This window comes from Okeania sp. SIO1H4 (assembly GCF_010672695.1).
Taxonomy (GTDB): domain Bacteria; phylum Cyanobacteriota; class Cyanobacteriia; order Cyanobacteriales; family Microcoleaceae; genus Okeania; species Okeania hirsuta.
Map to the genome: position 1 here is coordinate 1 of NZ_JAAHGB010000027.1, position 20,817 is coordinate 20,817.

16 protein-coding genes are annotated in these 20,817 nt (G+C 36.0%); 9 read left to right on the top strand and 7 right to left on the bottom strand.

Going from position 1 to position 20,817, the window contains the following annotated elements; genetic code table 11:
• Window positions 1-713: 713 nt before the first annotated feature.
• A complete protein-coding gene (locus tag F6K06_RS18130; protein WP_124143921.1) occupies window positions 714-1,643 on the bottom strand; it encodes a peroxiredoxin in 930 nt (309 codons plus the stop codon).
• A 296-nt stretch (window positions 1,644-1,939) separates the two neighbouring features.
• On the opposite strand from F6K06_RS18130, the gene F6K06_RS18135 reads away from it, so the two are divergent.
• Window positions 1,940-4,102, top strand: a complete 2,163-nt coding sequence (locus F6K06_RS18135) for an NHLP bacteriocin export ABC transporter permease/ATPase subunit (RefSeq protein ID WP_124143920.1) — start codon at window positions 1,940-1,942, stop codon at window positions 4,100-4,102.
• Between the two features lie 662 nt (window positions 4,103-4,764).
• Window positions 4,765-5,430 carry a hypothetical protein gene (locus F6K06_RS18140; protein WP_124143919.1) on the top strand — a complete coding sequence of 222 codons (666 nt, stop codon included), beginning with the start codon at window positions 4,765-4,767 and terminating at the stop codon, window positions 5,428-5,430.
• Here the strand turns inward: F6K06_RS18140 and F6K06_RS18145 are convergent.
• From F6K06_RS18145 to cruF, 3 genes are all read right to left on the bottom strand, one after another.
• A complete protein-coding gene (locus F6K06_RS18145; protein ID WP_287242354.1) occupies window positions 5,415-6,611 on the bottom strand; it encodes a DNA cytosine methyltransferase in 1,197 nt (398 codons plus the stop codon). The genes F6K06_RS18140 and F6K06_RS18145 overlap by 16 nt on opposite strands.
• Before the next feature lie 435 nt (window positions 6,612-7,046).
• Entirely contained in the window at window positions 7,047-8,225 is a 1,179-nt protein-coding gene (gene cruG / locus F6K06_RS18150; RefSeq protein ID WP_287242357.1) for a 2'-O-glycosyltransferase CruG, read from the bottom strand.
• A 129-nt stretch (window positions 8,226-8,354) separates the two neighbouring features.
• A complete protein-coding gene (cruF, locus tag F6K06_RS18155) occupies window positions 8,355-9,293 on the bottom strand; it encodes a gamma-carotene 1'-hydroxylase CruF (RefSeq protein ID WP_287242360.1) in 939 nt (312 codons plus the stop codon).
• An 814-nt stretch (window positions 9,294-10,107) separates the two neighbouring features.
• On the opposite strand from cruF, the gene F6K06_RS18160 reads away from it, so the two are divergent.
• The 6 genes from F6K06_RS18160 to F6K06_RS18185 all read left to right on the top strand — a co-directional run bounded on the left by F6K06_RS18160 (window position 10,108) and on the right by F6K06_RS18185 (window position 16,988).
• Entirely contained in the window at window positions 10,108-11,280 is a 1,173-nt protein-coding gene (locus tag F6K06_RS18160) for a F420-0:Gamma-glutamyl ligase (RefSeq protein ID WP_124154778.1), read from the top strand.
• A 231-nt stretch (window positions 11,281-11,511) separates the two neighbouring features.
• Window positions 11,512-12,807, top strand: a complete 1,296-nt coding sequence (locus F6K06_RS18165; protein ID WP_287242363.1) for a GNAT family N-acetyltransferase — start codon at window positions 11,512-11,514, stop codon at window positions 12,805-12,807.
• 759 nt (window positions 12,808-13,566) lie between these two features.
• Entirely contained in the window at window positions 13,567-14,055 is a 489-nt protein-coding gene (gene ruvX / locus F6K06_RS18170; RefSeq protein ID WP_124143915.1) for a Holliday junction resolvase RuvX, read from the top strand.
• A gap of 421 nt (window positions 14,056-14,476) precedes the next feature.
• A complete protein-coding gene (locus tag F6K06_RS18175; protein ID WP_124143914.1) occupies window positions 14,477-15,049 on the top strand; it encodes a DUF3727 domain-containing protein in 573 nt (190 codons plus the stop codon).
• 139 nt (window positions 15,050-15,188) lie between these two features.
• Window positions 15,189-16,277 (top strand): endolytic transglycosylase MltG, encoded by a 1,089-nt coding sequence (mltG, locus tag F6K06_RS18180; RefSeq protein ID WP_124143913.1) that lies wholly within the window; start codon window positions 15,189-15,191, stop codon window positions 16,275-16,277.
• 162 nt (window positions 16,278-16,439) lie between these two features.
• The gene (locus F6K06_RS18185) at window positions 16,440-16,988 is read left to right on the top strand and encodes a YqeG family HAD IIIA-type phosphatase (RefSeq protein WP_124143912.1); all 549 of its coding nucleotides are present in this window, start codon (window positions 16,440-16,442) and stop codon (window positions 16,986-16,988) included.
• A 696-nt stretch (window positions 16,989-17,684) separates the two neighbouring features.
• Here the strand turns inward: F6K06_RS18185 and F6K06_RS18190 are convergent.
• A complete protein-coding gene (locus tag F6K06_RS18190) occupies window positions 17,685-18,287 on the bottom strand; it encodes a glyoxalase-like domain protein (protein WP_124143911.1) in 603 nt (200 codons plus the stop codon).
• A 152-nt stretch (window positions 18,288-18,439) separates the two neighbouring features.
• Here F6K06_RS18190 and F6K06_RS18195 point away from each other — a divergent pair, with 152 nt between their 5' ends.
• Window positions 18,440-18,907, top strand: a complete 468-nt coding sequence (locus F6K06_RS18195; RefSeq protein ID WP_240038835.1) for a gamma-glutamylcyclotransferase — start codon at window positions 18,440-18,442, stop codon at window positions 18,905-18,907.
• Between the two features lie 265 nt (window positions 18,908-19,172).
• Here the strand turns inward: F6K06_RS18195 and F6K06_RS18200 are convergent, their stop codons facing one another.
• Window positions 19,173-19,649, bottom strand: coding sequence for an anti-sigma factor (locus tag F6K06_RS18200; RefSeq protein ID WP_124143910.1), 477 nt, complete (start codon window positions 19,647-19,649; stop codon window positions 19,173-19,175).
• Between the two features lie 203 nt (window positions 19,650-19,852).
• The gene (locus tag F6K06_RS18205; RefSeq protein WP_124143909.1) at window positions 19,853-20,509 is read right to left on the bottom strand and encodes a sigma-70 family RNA polymerase sigma factor; all 657 of its coding nucleotides are present in this window, start codon (window positions 20,507-20,509) and stop codon (window positions 19,853-19,855) included.
• Window positions 20,510-20,817 lie beyond the last annotated feature (308 nt).

The following is a 20,817-nucleotide window of genomic DNA, read 5'->3' on the forward strand; positions in this document are numbered from 1 at the left end:
AAGACCCAGCTAAATGTCCTTTGAACTCTTATCCAATAATGGTTTTGAGCTGCTTGTAACCCTGTGAGGTCAAGGGCATTATTGGGTTTTTAGTCATTTGTCAAAAAAATTAGATGCGTTTTCCCTGTGATGGTGTGGATGAGCGATCGCTTACCTACCACCCTCACCAATAATGATGATTATGATCACAAATTATCTCAATTTTTCACACTCGCCTATAGCCTTTAAACCTTTATTTAACAATGTTTTTGAAGTGTTTGTCACCCCGTGAGGCTAAGATACTCATCATAGCTTTTACAGCGTATTTCATATTAGTGAGGTACACCAGTTGCGGGCCAAATGCCCGCAATACAAACACTTTAGCGAATAATTAATAATTAATAATTAATAATTAAATAATTCTGGTTTAAAGTCTCCCCTTTGAAGGGGAAAAAAGCGGTTGAGGGATGGCGTTAGCGGAGCGGCTCTGTCAAGAGCTAGTCCCCTCGCCATATCCAATCAACCAAGACAGCGGTCGATCTTCGGAGCTTCCCGAAGGATGGGATGGCGAGGTCTCCTCGCCATATCCAATCGACCAAGAGAAGAAATAATATTTCCTTATATTCAATTCCGTAACGGTTTTAACCAGAGGTAATTATCAATTATCCATATCAATTATCAATTAATTAACATTCATCTTTGTACCTCATTTACCTTCAATCTACTATAAATTCCTAAACTCGATTATAGCTATTCTCCCCCTGATTAATTTTATTAATAAACCACATTGGCATTAACCCAATCCATTTTTCTTGAATAACTCCATCTTTCAAAACAACTGCTGTAGGTACTACCTCTATCTTCAATTTTTTATACAACCTTTTATCTACTGCAACAACGGGAAAATTCAAAAAATAACTATCTACAAAATATTGACCTTTTTGAATATCATCAGTATCGATTAATCCAACTATGGCTGGTAAATCATCTTGCCATTGCACTAACTTCAACACACCTAACCAATGTTTACATTGAGAACATTCAGGACTCATAAATACCACAATTACAGACCCAGACATTAGAGATTCTGAATCTTCTCCCAGCCATTCTAACCGCCATTTTCTGTTTTCTTGTAAAGGGGTAAAATCAAGATACGGACGACCATTTTCTTGCATATATTCTAGGGAGCCAGCAGCTAAAGCATAGCTAATGATAAAAGTTATTAATACTACCAGCCATTGCCACAAAACAGTAGGTCGATAAAGACCAAAAAATTCAGCAAATATTAACAGAAAAATATAAATAGCATTGAGAATTAAACTTTGGGTAGGAGTAATTTCTAACAAACCATTATAACAACCACAATCTTCAGTTTTACCAGTTGATGTACTCCAGTAAGTAAGCATTGATAAATTAAGTAATAATAAAATACTTAATGGCATGATTATGGTTGGTAAAACTCTTAAGATTAAAGCAATTCCTAAAGCTGATTCAATAGCAGTAAATGTAAGGGAAATAGGTATAATTAATTGAGTATTTATTAAATCTAGTTTGGCAATATGTTGGCTAAATTTCCAAGGTTCTATAATTTTGGCAATACCAGTAAAAAGAAAAATACTACCTACTATAGTTGAGGCGGTAGAAGCTAACGTAAATAATATCATATTCTAGATTTTTTTTGCTACTAAGGTTGATGTTTTGCTAAATAATGATTGCTATCATTGTATAATAACAATAGTTTGGAGCAAAACAGCAATTACAGGACTTACGCACGGAGACAAATAGACTGAGGGCGAATGCCATTCGCCCCTACATATGGTGTTTTTAAGGTAAATTTGCGTAAGTCCTGATTATGTCTACATCACCAACAAAAAATAAAATTAATTATTATCCATAAATTATTAATTATTTCTCCCTGTTCCCTGTTCCCTGTTCCCTGTTCCCTGTTCCCTGCTATACTATGAATCAAGACCTAAACCGACAAAAGACACAAGAAGCACTAATAGAATTAGCATCAGTGCTGCAACCGGAATTCAGTCAAATACCCCAAACAGGTACTCCCCTATTAATTGCTTTCGGTATAGTAACCAAAGCATTAGGCATAACTGTTAATTATATACCAAAAATAGAAACCGAAGAAACAGAAGCAGGATGGGAAGACCCCATAGAAGCGATCGCTAGTACCTCCCACATTCGCACCCGTCGCGTCACCCTCACAAATAAATGGTGGCAACAAGACTGCGGACCTCTATTAGCATACAACGAAGTCAAAAATCGACCAGTTGCCCTACTAAAAGCAGCAAACTATGAAATTTTTGACCCCATAGAATTTACCCGCATTCCACTCAACCAGACTACAGCTCAAGAATTAGCATCAATAGCTTACACCTTTTACCGCCCTTTTCCCAATAGAGATATTTTAGCCTTCGATATCTTCAAATTAGCTTTTAGAGGTAGATTTAAAGATTTGCTGACAGTTGCTGTCACTGGAGTCATAGCTACCTTATTAGGAATGTTGACACCAGTAGCTACAGGTATCATCATTGATAACGCAATTCCCGATGCCAACGAAAAATTATTAATAGAAATAGGTTTGGGTTTGTTAGCAGCTAGTTTTGGAGTAACAATATTTCAGTTAACCCGCAGCTTTGTCACTCTCAGATTAAAAACCATATCTAGCTCCACCATTCAAGCAGCAATATGGGACCGACTCCTCAAACTTACACCAGCCTTTTTTCGCGAATATTCTACAGGAGACTTAGAAAACCGCGTTTCTGCTATCAGTCAAATTCGCGACCGACTCACTAGCACTATCCTCACAACAATATTCACCAGCTTTTTCTCCCTACTGAATTTAGTATTACTATTCATCTATAGTTTTCCCCTTGCTCTCATCGCTTTTGCTATCGCTTGCCTCACCAGTTTTGTCACCCTATGGTCAGGAGCGATCGCCCGTAGCAAGTTACGCTCCTTTCAAGAAATATCAGGAGAAATATTCGGTTTGACAGTGCAACTCATTGGTGGAGTCTCAAAACTACGAGTTGCTGGTGCCGAAGAACGTGCTTTTGCTTATTGGGCAAAAAAATACAGCCAACAAACAAGACTAATGCTCGGTAAGCAACTCATTGAAGACTTAGTTACTGCCTTCAACACAGCTTTACCAACAATAAGCTCTATTTTACTGTTTACATTAACTGTTTATTTAATTCAAACAGAGGAAACAGTTTTATCCATAGGAAAATTTCTAGCTTTTAACACTGCATTCGGTACATTTATTAGTGGAGCGACAAACTTAAGCAAAACCATCGTCAATATTATAGAAATCACAATCTTATGGGAACGCGCTCAACCTATTTTAGCAGCAAAACCGGAAGTAGACATCAACAAATCTGACCCAGGGCAACTTTCCGGTAGGATAAAACTAGATCGTCTTAGTTTTAGATATCGTTCAAATACTCCACTTATTATTAATGATATTACCATTGAAGCAGAAGCAGGAGAATTTATTGCTCTTGTCGGACCTTCTGGCAGTGGAAAATCAACTATTGTACGGTTACTATTAGGATTTGAAACACCAGTAGCAGGAACTATTTATTATGATGGACGCGACTTATCAACCTTAGATGTATCAAGAGTGCGACGACAGTTAGGGGTGGTGTTGCAGAATGTAGGACTCAATAGTGCTTCCATTTTTGAGAATATTGCTTGCGGGGCGTTAGTAACGTTGGATGACGCTTGGGAAGCAGCTGAAATGGCGGGTTTTGCAGATGATATCGAAGAAATGCCAATGGAAATGAATACTATTGTGTCTGAGGGAGGGGGAAATTTATCTGGTGGGCAAAGGCAACGGTTATTAATTGCACGAGCGTTGGTTTTGAAACCCAGAATTTTGATTTTTGATGAGGCGACAAGTGCTTTAGATAATCGTACTCAAGCTATAGTAACTGAGAGTTTAGAGCAGTTGGGGGTAACTCGGATAGTTATTGCTCATAGGTTGAGTACGATTCGTAATGCTAACAGAATTTATGTTTTGCAAGGGGGAAAAGTTATACAGCATGGGAGTTTTGCAGAATTGGCAAATCGGGAGGGGTTCTTTGCTAATTTGATGGCACGACAGATGTAATTAGGGTTTGCGCTCAAAAGTTTTTTAGTAGGGGTAGGAGACAGGAGACAGGAGACAGGAAACAGGAGACAGGAGACACGGCAAATTTAGAGGAGGTAGAAGTAAGAATTGTCACTAAATTTTTTTGTCCTTGATTTGCCCAAAATGCTAACTTTTTGAACGTTTTTGACTAAAACAAGCGCACTTTTAGGGAAGTTCAGAAGGCTAAAACCTTTATCTATCAATGCTTTGATCATTAATCAGCAAGCCCTAATTATTGTTTATATCAAATCTGTTTTATTGGACATAAAAAATTCTCCAATCGTCATAACTACGCTCATCTTTGTAATTCTCTCTCCTCCTGACTCCTGACTCCTGACTCCTCCTGACCAAAAAATAAGGTCTCAAGCCTCCCCTTTCAAGGGGATGAAAAAAAATAGATTCAGTATTTCAAGCCTCCCTATTCCATTGAGGTACTGATAACTGATAACTGATAACTGATAACTGAAATGACTTAAGCATTCTATAACTGTTTAACCGGATTTGATATTATATAGCAAGGAAAGAGTTGGTTAGGACAGAGATTGATGATCGACCTGAGACAGAGAAAAGCTTTTTCCACTGTTCCCTGTTGCCTGTTCTCTGCTATAAAATATGGTTTGTTAAATTTAGTATGTATATAAATGATAGTCCAAGACGATAGTCGGGAAAAGGAATTAATTCAGTTATTTAATTTAGAAAAACCAGCTAACTCAACTCGTAGTGGAACAGATGCCATCTTAACTTTAAATAAACTAAAAATTCCTTTTGAATTAAAGTCAACTACAAAGACTTCTGTAACTACAGTTAGAGATTTTGGACCAGAGCATATTAAGAAGTGGAAAGGAAAACATTGGTTATTTGGTTTCTATGACAAAGGTGGTAAAAACCTAAAATATTGCTTGTATGCTTCCCCTAAAATGATGAATTCTTGGATTAGTGAAAAATCAGCTTATATCGCATCAGATTATAAACTTGCTCAATTAATACCAGAGCTGATTAGCATATCTTTATTATATGAAATTGTTGGGCAAAAAGAGATTTATACCCTCGAAGATGCTCAACGTTTGCACAAAAGACAATACACAATTCAAGAATATCAAAATAAAATGGATTTAGAATTTGGCTACTCTCCTGAGAGAATGCTTTTAATTTTAAGAGATAGATGTCAATATTTAATAGAGAGAGGTTCAACTTTAAATAATCCTCATATTCCAGCTTCATATTTTCAAGATTTGGAAAGAATAACTAATAATCATGCTCAACGTTTAAGAGAACTTGTAACAGAAGCTATTCAAGAAAATACCTGAGAAATAGATACTGCTATTTGATAAGCCATAGGTGGTGGTACGGCATTTCCAATTTGACCTAATGCTTGATAAACTGCACCAGAAAATTGCCAAGATTCAGGAAAACCTTGGAGGATTCCACAGTCAGGAACAGATAGCCTAAAATGATTATTTTTTGCTACAAATAAATGTGCATTTTCTCTATTTTTAGCTACTCCATTCGGCCAAATTTGTAATTTTTCCCAAGCCTTTTGTGCAGAAACGCTACTTAAAATAGAGGTAGTATGGCGGGGTCCAGTTAATCCACTTCTGAGAGTAGGTGATAAAGCATCAAATCCAATATTTGGTAATCCTAAAGCTTCACGAGTTCCCATACAACATTGTAATTTTTCTGGAGCTTCTAAATTATCAAAAATATTAAGTTGAATTGGTTTTTTAGATTTATTTTTTGGTAGATGATGCCAATAATGGGTAGGCTGAGGAAGTTGATATTTTCCTAAACATTTTTCATCACGAAAGCCAACTAAAAAAACCCGCTTTCTAATTTGTGGAATGCCAAAATCTGGAGCATTCAAGATAAATTTCGTGAGTTTATAGTGAGGAACTAAAGGAAACTCAATAACTTCTTCAACATATTTACTAAATTTTTTACTTATCAATGCAGTAACATTTTCTGCCACAAATATTAGAGGTTTAATTTCCAGCACAGCACGAATAAATTCGGGAAACATATCACGATTATCTTCCTGACCTTTTTGGCGACCAGCAACGGAAAAAGGTTGACAAGGTGGACCTCCATGGATAATATCAACTGTTCCACAATAGGAGCGCCAATCTATCTTTGTGACATCTCCCTTTTCACCTGAAAAAACTTGCCAATCTGGTCGAAGGTTACGCAAAGTATTACCAGCCTCCTTGAGAATATCGTAGGAGGCAATATGAGTAAAACCTGCTCGATCAAAACCAAGGTTAAGACCGCCACCACCACTAAATAAAGACAGGGTTCGCCATTTATTTCTAGGCATTTGTGGCATCAGTTTTTCAGGATTTAGATTGGGAATATTGATCGGATGAATAGGTTTTTGCCCTTCTCCATTTAAGGCTTGTTTTTTAGCACGACTAGATGCTTTTGAACGTTGTCTATAAATTTCTCTTTGCGCTTCGGTAATATTCCAACCATGATGGGATGATAGTGTTGACATTATACTAATTTGATAAATGTTTGCTACAAATAGTTAGGATATTTCTTAGGAGTCAGGAGTCAGGAGTCAGGAGTCAGAATGAATGGTTTCAATACCAGTTTTTAAGTCATCAGTTCTCTTTTTTTCTTGGTGCGCTATCATGTGCAACTGGCGTCATCACGGGGTCGCATTGCTTTGTCAAAGGAACATTTCCTGCACTTGTCTTTTGTCCCACTTATTATTCGCAACACTCTTTTTTCAAGTTGACATTAGACATCTCCAACAATAAAAAATCAAATCAATTATCGTACTCTTATTCATCAATTTTTTCCTCTACTTCCTACTCCCTATTTTTGTAGAGATGTCTATTAGGGAAAAGTTATAAGTTTTATCTTAATTGATGGCGTTGCTGAATCAAGGTATGAAAATAAAAATAATCTCAAGTAAGAGAGTATATTAACCATTATCATAAACTCTACCTCTCCATTTTTTAGGAGTTCTTATAGCAGATAAAAATATCCGCAAAACTGCAAAAGGATCTGCTAAAGGAGATAACCAAAATAACCAACCAACTTTAGCTTTACTTAAATCATAAGAAGGAGCGATCGCTAATAACAAAGCAAATCTAATTAATAGTAAAAATAAATTTAATCCAAACAATAAAAACCTGGAAGATAAAGAAACATCAACAGACAAACTAAACAATAAATAACTCAAAACTATCAACAAAGGTAAACCCTGCGTAGCTGACAATAACCAAAGGTCACTCCAAACTTGAGCAGTAGGGGAAGCATCCTTAAGGTCAAGCGATCGCCCCCACTCCTGCCAAGTTTCTGCCATACCCTCATACATCCTGACCTGCAAAACCTCCGCCCCATCCAAAAACCCCACCTTAAAACCTTGGGCAGCAATATTTCTAGCCAGAGTTACATCATCACAAAAAGAACCCTTAGCACTGCTATAACCCCCCACCTCTGACAACACCGAGCGCCGACACAGAAAACACTGACCATTGGCCATAACTCGTTCCGGCGTTTGTGCCCCCGTGCCAGTTGGTCCAAATCTATAGACTAACGTGATGAGTAAAGCAGGTTGTAGCCACAGTTCTCCTGGATATTTCAGAATAAATTGTGGCGACAACGAAATCAGGTCATAGTTTTCAGCTTCTGCCTTTTTGACCAAACTAGCGACCAACCCAGGGTTTGGTTGAATATCTGCATCGACCCCGAGAAACCATTCACTCTCTGGGGAGCTTCTCAAAAAGCCTGTATGCAAAGCCCACGGACGACCTACCCATCCAGAGGGCAAAGGGTCATCCGTAATTAAGCGAAATCTTGGGTCTGTTTCTGCCTTAGTTTTAACTATATATTGGGTATCATCTACCGAATTACTATCAACAATGATAAATTCCCGCACTTCGTAACTTTGCCGACTCAACCCCAGCAAACAGGGAGTAATGCGAGTGGCCTCATTAAGAGTTGGTATGACAACAGTTACTTTACCTACTAATTCTGGTGTGGGTGAGTCAGGTTTTAATGGTGGTTGGCGAGTAGGACCTTTAATCAGACGCGATAGTAAGATAGCTGTTGCTGGTAGTTGCAACAGTAGAATGACAAAAAAAAAGGCTTCAGGCATGATTTTGGATTCTATTGGGCAGTATTTTAGATTTTATATTATCTCTCAAACAAAGCCAAGAATTTATTCCTTCAAATACCTTTGCCCCTGGTGTTCTCTCTAAAATCTAAAATTGATATAACTTGTGAGTTATTTTACAGCCATATTTACCTGTGTCACAGGTACTTTTACCTGATCATCACTCATAGCATTGTCGAGGGACATATCCACCTCACTCAATTGATTAGCTGGAGATATCCACCACAGGGCGATCGCTGGAATTACCCCTAGCACTACACTCAAACAAGTAGGTAATAAGAATCTAGCATCTAAGGCAACGACAGTAATTGTTGCTCCAAAAGCAAAGTTAACTAAATAGGTAATGAGTGGCAGATTTAAATGTTGGCGGGACAATGAAATTGTTTTCTTGCGCCAAAACCAAGCAGCTACAGAGATATATATTGCACCTGTACCTACCCATCCCAATAAGTTGCGGTAAGGCATACCAAAGAAAGAGCCTTCCTCTTGAAATGTCCAAAACGGAAATGGTGCCTGACTCATGGCTGGGTCAAGGACTAAGTCCCAAGCTGTTAGAAGCATTGCTCCTGTAGCGATCGCTCCTACATGACGCAACCAAGAGCTAGAACTCTTAACCTGTAAACTACAACGAGCTAGTAAATAGCAAACTAATCCCATATAAAACCAAGATAAGGGAATTGTAAAAGGTACTAGACCTGCAATTTTGTATCCTAAGCCACTCAGGTAAGCATAATCCCCAAAAGGAAAACCCGTGCTCGTGCCCAATAGTTCGCTACTCAAAGATAGAAACACAGAAGGCAGCATAAAAGCCAGAGTTGTACCTATTCCTAAATTCCTCATGCTATACAAGGCAACTGCTAATGCTCCAAAGATAATGTAAGTTGCTCCTCCTCCTGCCATGCTCCATTGGAAAGCAGTCTGTCCTACCGGAGGCAAACTGATAATAATTTCAGGATTAGGTAGAACTATTAACAGACCTGCTAGTCCAAAAACTGTTGACAATATATGTACAAGTAATAGATAGCGTTCGGCAATCATAAGTTGCTTCATAAAAGTCCTATTTCTGAGTTCAAAAATCAGTAAATTTCTAGTTTTGTGTTCTTGCGAAAATACTCCAAATCTATTCTGTGCATCAGCAGCAGAGAGTTAGAAGTATTTTTTCTGAGTGGGACTAATTTTTTCTAGAAACCAATCCAGCAAGACACTATCTATTAGTTTACAAATCTTTACAAGAAAAAGAACCCCAATAACTTATATCTTTTGTTTGACTTTGTATTTTTAAAATTTGTTTTAATAAGTTCTCAGAAATTGAAGGTATGTTTTTGTATCATAAAGTATGATATATGTCAATATTTGTGGCGACCATAGTCGTCTGAATCAACATAGTACAATGCGGTGGAAATAGCCCAGTATAGTGCTACGCGCAAGTCAGAAGTTAGAAGTAATCCCTGATTTGAAATATCAAAAGCTTAAAACTCAGACAACGCAATATTTTTCTTCTTCCTTGTGCCTTCTGCTATAAATGAAAAGCGCTATAAACCCATCAGGGAAAAGATGAACGATAAATATAAATGCTTTTTCATACACTTGTTTTTAAACTATTCCCTGTTTCTAAGCTTATGCAAAAAGTCTCCTCTAAAATAAGCTGAATTTTCAAATAAGATTAAGGAAATTATATTAAGCAATACCAATTCACTTTAGAGATGTCACAAATAGTTTCAAATCTTAGATGTGAAATAATTTCCTGAAATTATTGTAGTGTCAAAGTTTTAAGCTTGTAAAATCTTATTTTTAACTTTTGACTTTTGACTTCTGTGAAACGGTATAAACTTAGTTCAAATAAATATTAACAGGAGATTAAGTGATTATAGAAATTTTCACAACAGGAATTATAGTCTTAACTATACTTCTAAGTTTAGGCTGGTTAGCACTAGAATTACAATATCGTAGTCGTCCAGGAAATGCTTTAGAACTAACCTCTGGAGAATGGCATTTAGCAGTTGCAGAACCAGAAAATTACCTATTAGTGGGTGAAATGGAATTATGCAACCGTACCAAAAGCTTAGAAATTATGGTGCCAGAAATACAAGCAGAGGTAAAACTGCTGTCTGGTGCAAGTTTAGAAAAAGTAAATTATCAAACTCAAATTATTCCCTTCCATGAAGATGCTCCAGCTAGACCCGATAACTATTGGTTTGCTTATATCGTTAAAGTAGGAAAAAAGACAAAACTGAAGATATCAATAGATATTCGTGGGGAAAATTTAGACCAACTCAAGTCAGCTTGGATTAAAGTCAATTATATTACCTATGGGCCTCAAGGTCGCATTCCCAAAACTCGCCATATTGTAGTACCTCTCAAATTTCCCGATCCTAAAGCTACTCCAAATCAGCGAGAAGCGCAAAATGCAACAGTATTTCCCATTCGCACTCATTTATTAACAGAGTTAGACGATCCGATAGAAATTGTCCAACGTTATGTCGTTCCTCATGCTCAACCAGGGGACATAGTTACCATCGGTGAAACACCCCTGGCCTTAATACAAGGTCGTTTTCGTCACCCTACTGACGTTAAACCGGGATGGGTAGCCAAACGTATCTGTTACTTCTTTCTGCCCACTTCAAGTCTGGCAACAGCCTGTGGGATGCAAACCCTGGTAGATATTGTTGGACCAATCAAAGTATTTATGGCCTTTTTAGGAGGTGCCATAGCCAAATTATTAGGGAAACCTGGTATGTTCTATCAATTTGCAGGAGAACAAGCCAGACTAATAGATGATGTTACCGGAACTTTACCTCCTTATGACCAATTTATAGTTTTAGGTCCAGAAAATCCTCAAAAATTAGTAGAACAAATACAAAAAGCAACTGGTCTGGGTGCAGCAATAGTAGATGTTAACGATTTGAAAGCAGTTAAAATATTAGCAGCAACCTCTAACGTATCTACTTCTTTATTAGAGGAAGCTTTAAGAAGTAATCCCGCAGGAAACGCGGATGAACAAACCCCAGTAGTTTTGATCAGGTCATCATCATCATAAAACAAGAAGTTGATGGAAATGAAGGCTAAAAAAGTGAAGATTACTGGAATGAGCAAGATATAAAGTATTACTAATGCTTATATAGCTAATCTTAAACAACTATAAACTCACGCCCATTTTAGTCATTCAAAATTATTTGAATGACTAAAAACTAATTTAGCCAAATTTCCAGCTCCACAAAAATCAAAACTTTATTTGATATCAGCACCTAAAAATCTAGAAGAAAAAATAATGAAACCTTTAACCCGCCAAAACAAAAGTCAGGTGGTCATCCGTCCCCTAGAGTACCGCGACCTAGAAGCTATCAAGAACCTATGTAGGGAAACTCCAGAGGTACAACACAACCATCGAGATGTTACCTTTAACCTCTCTCCTATTAGCTTAAGCCAGAAATTACCACAAATTAGTCGTTGGTACTGGCCTATAAAATTATTGAGCCTTTTCCCTAATCCCTGCAAATATTTGTTAATTTCCTATGTTGCAGAAGTAGATGGACAAATTAAAGGGGCAATCCAGGTCTCTCCTAGCAACCGCACTCGCAGCAGTTGGCGGGTAGAAGGAATAGTTACGGAAGAAACAGGGACTAACAGAGGAATAGGTTCTCAACTATTACGATACTGCTTTGAGAAAATTTGGGAAGCACGCACATGGTTATTGGAAGTTAATGTTAACGATAAAGAGACGATGGCCCTTTATCGCCAAAATGGTTTTCAGCCATTAGCTCAAATTACTTATTGGACAATTACTCCCCAACAATTACAAGAGTTAGCCCTTTCTCAGCCAAATTTACCAAACTTACTACCTGTGAGTAATGCTGATGCTCAGTTGCTCTATCAATTGGACACAGCATCTATGCCTCCTCTAGTACGGCAAGTATTCGACCGCCATATCCCAGATTTTAAAACTGGCTTTGTTAGTAGTTTAATAGAGGGAGTAAGGCAATGGCTAAATCATAATGAATTGGTTAGTGGGTATGTATTTGAACCCCAACGTAAGGCAGCGATCGGCTACTTTCAAGTACAATTATGTCGTGATGGTACACAACCACATATAGCTCAATTAACTGTACATCCAGCTTATACTTGGTTGTATCCAGAGTTATTATCTCAAATGGCAACGTTGGCTCAAGATTTTCCCGATCAATCTCTACAACTTGCTTCTGTTGATTATCAACCTGAACGTGAAGCATATTTAGAAAAGATAAAAGCTCAACAAATTGAACATTCTTTGTTGATGTCTCGTTCTGTTTGGCATAAACTTCGAGAGTCTAAGTCTGTTATTTCTGACCTCCAGTTTTCGGAAGTTCTTCAAGGTCTGCAACCAGTTCGTAAACCAGTTCCTAGTCGTAGTTCTTTGTTGAAAATGATGCAAAATAAACATGGTAAAAGTAATAATTCTCAGTTGAAAACTAATCATAATAATTATTATTGGGAAGCTACAAATGAGCAAGTAAATTCTCCATCGCCAACTATTTCTCCTAATTTAACAAGTGGAGAGGAAGATGATAATGGAAAATCTCATAAATGAGGAATTACTTGTGTCTAATTAATATTAATAGACATCTCCAACAATTAAATATATAGCAGTTTGTTTTGGTATATTTACAACTAAAATCTATGAGTTATTATCAAAAGTTGTTATAGATAAAATCTGTAACTAGACGAGTGCAAACTGCTATAAAATCAATTATTATCTATAAGTTAAATTATCAATTGCCGAAAAATTGTGGGTATGCGCCTCCCTTTTTAAAGGGATAAAAAAAGAGACTATTCTTTATGTCAAGCCTACTTATTGCAAAGGTACTGAAGTCCGCAGTTCCTCCGTTAGGAGGCTAATTGATTACTGATAATAGTGAAGTTTTCTCAGCAAATAATTAATAATTTCCAGCTTGAAGTCTTTCGGAACCAGGAGAAAAATAATTTAAGCATTCAGCTATTAGCTGTTAGGTGTCAGCTGTCAGCTCTCATGAGGCAGTTTTAATCAAAATAGACTGTTTCAGCCAGCTTTTATAGTAAAATTTAATTCTGACTCAATTAGTAAAGATTTTATCTAGAACTAAAAAAAAAGCAATAGCTGATGGCTAATAACTAACGGCTGAATGCTTACAAAAGAAAATTAAAATTATTTTGGTCAATCCTATCTGTTTTTCATAATAGAAGAGGTAATTGTTAATTATTAGTTATTAATTTTTGAACATCTCCAACTGACCAAGAGAAGGAATTAGAGATGTGTCATAAATCCAAATAATACAAATAATATAAGTAGAAGTAAGGAGTTGAATTTTCAATGCCTCAATCTCGAATTTCAGCCCTGGGTTTAGATGTAGGGAACAAACGTGTGGGGGTTGCAGGATGTGATGGTACTGGTTTAATTGCTACTGGTATTACTACTATTAGACGTACCTCTTTTCAAGAAGATATAGCTCAGTTAAAAATTATTGTCCAAGAACGTCAAGTACAAGTTCTGGTCGTAGGTTTACCATATTCTATGAATGGTTCTATAGGTTTTCAAGCGAAAAAAATACAAAAATATGCTCAAAGATTGTCACAAGCTCTGGCTCTACCTATAGAATATATTGATGAACGTTTGACTTCAGTTCAAGCTGAGGATATGTTGAAAGCTGCAAATATTTCTCCTTCTCAGAATAAACATTTAATTGATAGAAAAGCGGCAGCTTTGATTTTACAGCAATGGCTGGATGAACGTAGAAAACCAAATATTATTTCACAAGTAAATAATTCAATAGAGATAGATATAGAAAAACCTATTACATAGAAGAGAAATAAATTTAAATTGATGTATATAAAAAAATATAATAATATCTATAAATATAGCATTATGCAAGTATATTAAGACTATTTATGAACGCGAAATCTACACATTATCTGACTATTTTTAATTTTTTCAGTCTTTGTTTTACAGCAGATTCCAAGTATATGAATTACAAATATTAACAATTAAATGTTTGTAGCGCGGGCAAGATGCCCGCTAATCGAAAAATTGTTCAGTATTGAAATACATACTACTTACAGTTAATTGTATGCAGGTATATGGTAATTATCTAGCAGAATCTAAAAATCTGCCTACTGGTAATCAACAAAAACTCCATCTCTTAGACCTTGTTTGAAGCTTAATGAACAGAATTTATCTATACTTAGATCACTACTAAAGTGAAAAAATCATCAAAATACCCAAAATGTATTCATCCCCAGAATCACAAGAAAATGGACAATCTCCAGAAACTTATGTCACTTTAACTGATGAGGCAGAGCGATCGCTATGTTGTACTGTAGAGTATTCTATGGAGTTAGATAACCAAGAGTATGTAATGTTACTACCAGTAGACTTACCTATAGAAATCTTTACTTGGGCACAAGGAGATTTAGACCAAGCAAGTATTCCTGTAGGTGATGAAATGGAAATTGATCGAATTTTTGATACTGCCAAAGTTGTACTTGAAGAACAAAACCTCACACTTCAAAGAACAGCTATAACTTTAACTGTTACTGGGGATTTACCAGAATGGGATGAAGATGAACTAGATGAAGTAGATGAAAATGATGAAGAAGGTGAATATTACGAAGAGTTGGCCACTTTTTTATATAAAGACCAGAAATACGCAATATATACACCATTAGATCCATTTTTAATTCCAGCTCGTAAAAGCAATGATGGAAAACTAGAATTGCTTTCAGAAGAAGAGTTTCAGGAAATTCAGCCAATGGTTCAATCAATGCTAGAAGATCAACTTTTCCATGATATGGAATAGACTCTTTGGAATTTTGAGCAAATTAGGGTGATTTAATTAAATATTTAGATCTAAAATTATGCTCTAGAATAACCTAAAGAATCATCTTCGCTACAAACTCAGCTAAGAGAACCTTGAGGATAAAGTATTAACTAATCAAATGAGAAACAGTATTAAACTAATTTCCAATCGTGCCCTATTCTATTTGGCCATTCTGCCTGTAAGCTGTGGTATTTTCGCTTGGCAGGGATGGGCCTGGTGGAGTTGGGTTAGTGGCCCTCTAGTGACAAACACATCATCTACTCAGTCTCCAGAAGAAAATGCTGTAACAATTACAATTCCAGTTGGAACTTATGGTCAACAAATAGGTGAAGATTTAGAAGCTGCTGGTATTATTCGTTCTGCAACAGCTTGGAATTTCTGGGTCAAATGGTTGGGAATACAAAATCCCGATCTAGAATTTAAAGCAGGAACTTATAAATTATCACCGACAGAACCACTCAGCGCGATCGCAGATAAAATTCTAGAGGGAGATGTAGTTAAACTCAGCTATACCATTCGTGAAGGATGGTCAATTCAACAAATGGCTGAATATTTAGAAGCTCAAGGATTTTTTCCTGCTGCTGATTTTATTGCTGCTACTAGAAATATTCCTTATGATAAATTTCCCTGGTTACCAAGTAATATACCTCACTTAGAGGGTTATTTATTCCCAGATACTTATAAGATAGAAGCACAAAAAAATACTCCTGAAGCTATTATTAATCAAATGCTAGGGCAGTTTGAAAAAATTGCATTACCTGTATATCAGAAAAATCTGAATAATGCCGAAAATTTGAACCTCCATGAGTGGGTGACATTGGCGAGTATTGTAGAAAAGGAATCTGTAGTTTCTGAGGAGCGAGGTGTAATTTCCGGTGTATTTAATAATCGTTTGAAGAAAGGTATGAGGTTAGCAGCAGACCCAACAGTGGAATATGGCCTTGGTATCCGTCAAACAAAAGAGAAACCTCTTACCTATCGTCAGGTTGAAACTCCTTCTCCTTATAATACTTATCTTAATATTGGCTTACCACCAACTGCAATTGCTAGTCCTGGTTTAGCAAGTTTAGAAGCAACTCTTAATCCAGATGATACTGAATATTTATATTTTATGGCCAGGTATGATGGTACTCATATTTTCAGTCGTACTGCTGCAGAACATGAGGCTGCTATTGCAGAGGTAGAAAGAATGTTATCATCTCAGTAGCTAGTAGTTTTTTTTATTTTTTTTTGATGAGTAAGAAAGTCAAAATTAGCAGTTTATGAATAAATAACTTTGATGTATTTTATTTATACTGCGCTAATATTTTACTTTTGACTTTTAACTTATTTATTTAAAATTATTGTGATTATAATAAATATTAATTTTATGTCTTGGGGTAAACTTTTACAGCCAAATTTAGTTTTGGGAAACTCAATTTTAAGTCTAACATCGGGAATTATTCAAAAAAATCAAATTAAAGGGTTAGTTTTAGATGTAGATGATACTCTTGTACCAATTCGTGACAGTAACACTTCTCCTGAATTAAGTGAATGGGTAGAAGAAATTAGAACTATCACAAGTCTATGGTTAGTAAGTAATAATCTGAGTCAATATAGAATAAGTCGCATTGCCGAGTCTCTTAATATACCTTATATTGCTGGAGCTGGTAAACCTTCTCGTCGTAAATTAAAAAAAGCTGTTGATGCGATGAATTTACCAGTAGAACAAGTTGCAATGGTAGGCGATCGCTTATTTACTGATGTTTTAGCAGGAAATCGTTTAGGAATGTTTACTATTCTTGTTGAACCTATATCTAATATTGGCTCAGAATTTCCTAATTACGGGGTTCGCTCTTTTGAAATCAGGGTTTCTCAACTTCTAGGAGCATCTTTAAGTATGAGTGCCTATCGTTTAATGCCTGGAAATAAGAAATAATATCAAATCCGGTTAAACACTTATAGATTGGTTAAGTAAGGAGGAGTCAGGAGACAGGAGACAGGAGACAGGAGTTAGGGGAATTTAGAGGAGCTAGGAGTAATAATTGTCCCAAGATTGTTCTGCCCAACTCTTGTGTAAAATACTAACATCCATGAGCGTTTTAGACTGAAACAAGCGCACTGCAATTCGACGCCAAAAAGGCACTTGTCTTTATATGTCAATGCTTTTAGATTTAATCAACAGAGCAATAATTAGGGTTTGCTGAAAAAGTCTTATGGGTGAGGGTGGGAGACAGGAGACAGGAGGTAGGAGACAGGAGAAATGGGGATCAGCGAGGAGGTAGGAGTAACAATTGTAAGAATGATTTTTCTGCCCAACTATGCGCCTAAAATACGCTCCTTTTTGAGCATAAAGAGCTAAAAACTAGGCAATGCAATTCGACCCCAAAAAGACTAAAACCTTTATCTGTAAATACTTTTAGATTTAATCAGCAGAGCAATAATTAACTAGCTATCAGCTTTTAGCAGCTCTGATTGAAATCCCCTTCTAAACGTCAAAAAAAATGAACAAAGCTGAGTGCTGAGTGCTGAACGGTTCTTTAACAATAGGTTAAGGATGATAATTTTAAGATTATTAATATTATTTTGAGGTGGAATTTATTTCTTCTCAAAGCCGTTATTAACGGCTATATTTTTAGTTTTTGACTTCAGCTATTTCTATTATTTGACCATTCCAGTCTTTAACTAATAAATTCAGGGGTCTCTCAATTCTAATTTTGTATTTAATACCTCGCATTTGTACGCGCATTAATATTTGTTCTAAACAATCTTTATCAAAACAAACATGGCGTTGATTATTTTTTGTACCAAGACTTGCTCCACTAATAATATGTACCTGCGTGTTTTTCATCAATTGATACCACAGACCATCTGAAACTCCTGTTCCTTGGTTAGTAGTGCTTGGTCTGGAATAATCACTTGATAGATAAAGTGGATCTATACCTGTTGCACCTAATGTTTGTTCATAATTATAATAATAATGTAAAGGTACTTCTGCTACTGGTAAATCCAGCATTCCTTCATAAAACTGTTGAGCAAGGGCTAAATCTGAAACCATGATTGTGTGAACTTTCGGGGCGCTAGTAAGAAACATCCACATAGCTACAGCATAAGCTGCTAGTAGCATTACCATTATTCCTTGGGTAGAAAATAAACTATCAAGTGGTAGCTCTGGTAAAAAAGCGCCTAAAGTTAACTGGGGGAGTAGAAAAGCCATCATATTTACTACTAAAATCATTTAATCAGATATTAAGAATTACGATTGATTAATTTTTGTGGTCTTAGCATAAACTCTATTTAAGTTTAACCTTACTATTATATTATAGAGTATTCGTAGTACTCAACAGCAAATGCCGTTTCAGTAGCTTCGATATGTAACTAATAGATAGATTGTTTTACACAGCATCTGGTAGTTTTTACTTGTCTTTAGAAGGTAATTTCTTGAGAAGTAATTATGTGGAATATCTTCAAGTCTTTGTCTACGGTACTCTTAAACCAGGAGAGGTAAACTACAAATCCTATTGTGCTGAATATGTTGTGGATGCTTTTCCGGCAATAACTAATGGTCTATTGTATGAACTATCTTTTGGCTATCCAGCGATGACTAGAGGAGATATGAATGTATATGGATTTATCTTATCATTCACAAATCCAGACGTTTTGCTAGATTTGGATCGATTAGAGGATTATCATCCTGAACGTCATCCAACAGAAAACGAGTACCAGAGACAAAAAATTGATACTTTTGGAATTAATGGAGAATACTTATGGACTGTCTGGAGCTACTTAATGTTACCAGAAAAGGTTAATTTATTTGGTGGTAAATTACTGCCTAGTGGATTTTGGACAAACCATTGACGAAGTCAGATAGGGGAGCCGTCGGATTGGCGACGTACAGAAGTCAGAAGTCAGAAGTTAACCCACTCCTCGCCCCTCCCCCTCCCAGGAGGGGAAGTAGGGGATTTTGAGTAACCCTACAAAAATATTTCGCCTTAAAAGGCGTGGTGAATAACCCAATTATTTTGATAAACCTTTCCACTTCCAAGTATAATAAAATTTATAAATAAATATAGTCATATTAAAGGAATATAATTTGCTAACTACTTGTAATTTTACAATCTTATTATTGATTTTTCACTGGTGAAATTGGAGGTTGAGGAATTTTAAGTACTGGATCGTTTATAGTTAACATCACATTATTAGGATTCACTATTTCTATTACAGGCTCATTTAAAGCAATTTGTACAGTTTCAGAATTAGAATGTTCAGCTAGCTGCAGAATATTAGTCCGACTATTTGAGATTATTCCCGATATAAATGCTATACATAGAGCCGCAATAGCAGTACCACCTAAGACAAATTTCCGTTTTGATCTACGGTCGATTTTATCAAATACTCGATCAACCATTATCTCCACAGGTTCTACTTTTGGAGGTACTGGTATCCTTTGGAATTCAGAATGTAGTTGTAGTAGTCTTTGATAGAGGTGTTTTGCCACTGGATCTGTAGCAAGTAGAAGTTCTGCTTCTCTACGTTGTGATGGAGTTACTTCACCATCTAAATATGCACTTACTAATTCAAACCTTTCTTGTTCCATCATTTTTTTTCACCCTGAATTTGATTATCTAAGTTATTTGAATTAACATTTTTATTCATAGTCAACGCTACATAAAATTTTGATATTTTCTCAGAAAAGCTAATTGAATTATTTTTGTTTTACTCGATTAAATTTGATTAATATTTAGAGATTTATTTTGACTAAATTTCTACTCAAAATCAAATTACTTATTATATGTATATCATTCAAATATCTAGATATTTTTGGAGTTGTAATTGTAATCTTTGCCTAGCTCTAGCAATTCTTGATTTGACAGTACCTAGAGAAACTCCAGTAATTTCTGCAATTTCTTCATAAGATAAACCTTCTATTTCTCTCAAGACAATAGTTACCCTAAAGACTTCTGGTAGTTGAGAGATTGCATCCCTCAGATAATCATAAAATTCTTGTGTACTTAACTCTTCTTCTGGCCCTGGAGTATTTGTAGGAATCTCCCAATCTATAATACCATCATCTAAAGTCAGAGGAGCGTCTAACGATAGAGGAGGGGTAACTCGTTTTCGTTTCCGTAACTCATCATAAAACAGGTTAGTTGTGATACGACTGAGCCAACTCTTAAACTTTACTGGTTCTTGTAACTTTTTAATATTACGGTATACACGAATCCAAACCTCTTGAGCCAAATCTGAGCGGTCTTGCCATTCAGGGGCTAAATGATACAAAATTTTATCTACATGGAGTTGGTATCGATGTAGAAGTTCTGCAAAGATTGCACGATCTGGGCGATGACCTTGTTGGCAGCGCAGTACTAGATCGTAGTTAGAGAGTTTTTCAGGTGGCAATTCCACTTGCGAAAGGGTTTGTTCAACCTTAGACCAGGGTACAAATATATATTGATTCATCAGCGGAACTGGCTCAATAATTTTGTTATTTAGCTCTAGTTCCAATTAGACGAGAAATTTTTTCTAGAGTTCCCAATTATCCACAGTCAAAATTCAAAAGTCAAAATTCAAAAGTAAGAAAAAAAATTATAGTCGTTAATAGGAATTAATAATTCAGTAAGTATTTATGCTTAATATTTTCCTGAGAATTTAACTTTTGAGAAGTAATTTATACTGTATAAATATTTACCAACAATCAAAAATGTATACTACTTTTGATGTTACAAATTGACGTACCGAATGTGGGATAGTAGCGATCAGGAAATTTG

Bases quoted from the DNA above. Each gene is read 5' to 3' on its own strand.
- F6K06_RS18175 (WP_124143914.1), top strand. From the start codon at position 14,477: ATGTATTCATCCCCAGAATCACAAGAAAATGGACAATCTCCAGAAACT.
- F6K06_RS18135 (WP_124143920.1), top strand. From the start codon at position 1,940: ATGAATCAAGACCTAAACCGACAAAAGACACAAGAAGCACTAATAGAA.
- F6K06_RS18165 (WP_287242363.1), top strand. From the start codon at position 11,512: ATGAAACCTTTAACCCGCCAAAACAAAAGTCAGGTGGTCATCCGTCCC.
- F6K06_RS18140 (WP_124143919.1), top strand. From the start codon at position 4,765: ATGATAGTCCAAGACGATAGTCGGGAAAAGGAATTAATTCAGTTATTT.
- mltG (WP_124143913.1), top strand. From the start codon at position 15,189: ATGAGAAACAGTATTAAACTAATTTCCAATCGTGCCCTATTCTATTTG.
- ruvX (WP_124143915.1), top strand. From the start codon at position 13,567: ATGCCTCAATCTCGAATTTCAGCCCTGGGTTTAGATGTAGGGAACAAA.
- F6K06_RS18145 (WP_287242354.1), bottom strand. From the start codon at position 6,611: ATGTCAACACTATCATCCCATCATGGTTGGAATATTACCGAAGCGCAA.
- F6K06_RS18185 (WP_124143912.1), top strand. From the start codon at position 16,440: ATGTCTTGGGGTAAACTTTTACAGCCAAATTTAGTTTTGGGAAACTCA.
- F6K06_RS18200 (WP_124143910.1), bottom strand. From the start codon at position 19,649: ATGATGGAACAAGAAAGGTTTGAATTAGTAAGTGCATATTTAGATGGT.
- F6K06_RS18130 (WP_124143921.1), bottom strand. From the start codon at position 1,643: ATGATATTATTTACGTTAGCTTCTACCGCCTCAACTATAGTAGGTAGT.
- cruF (WP_287242360.1), bottom strand. From the start codon at position 9,293: ATGAAGCAACTTATGATTGCCGAACGCTATCTATTACTTGTACATATA.
- F6K06_RS18190 (WP_124143911.1), bottom strand. From the start codon at position 18,287: ATGATTTTAGTAGTAAATATGATGGCTTTTCTACTCCCCCAGTTAACT.
- F6K06_RS18205 (WP_124143909.1), bottom strand. From the start codon at position 20,509: ATGAATCAATATATATTTGTACCCTGGTCTAAGGTTGAACAAACCCTT.
- cruG (WP_287242357.1), bottom strand. From the start codon at position 8,225: ATGCCTGAAGCCTTTTTTTTTGTCATTCTACTGTTGCAACTACCAGCA.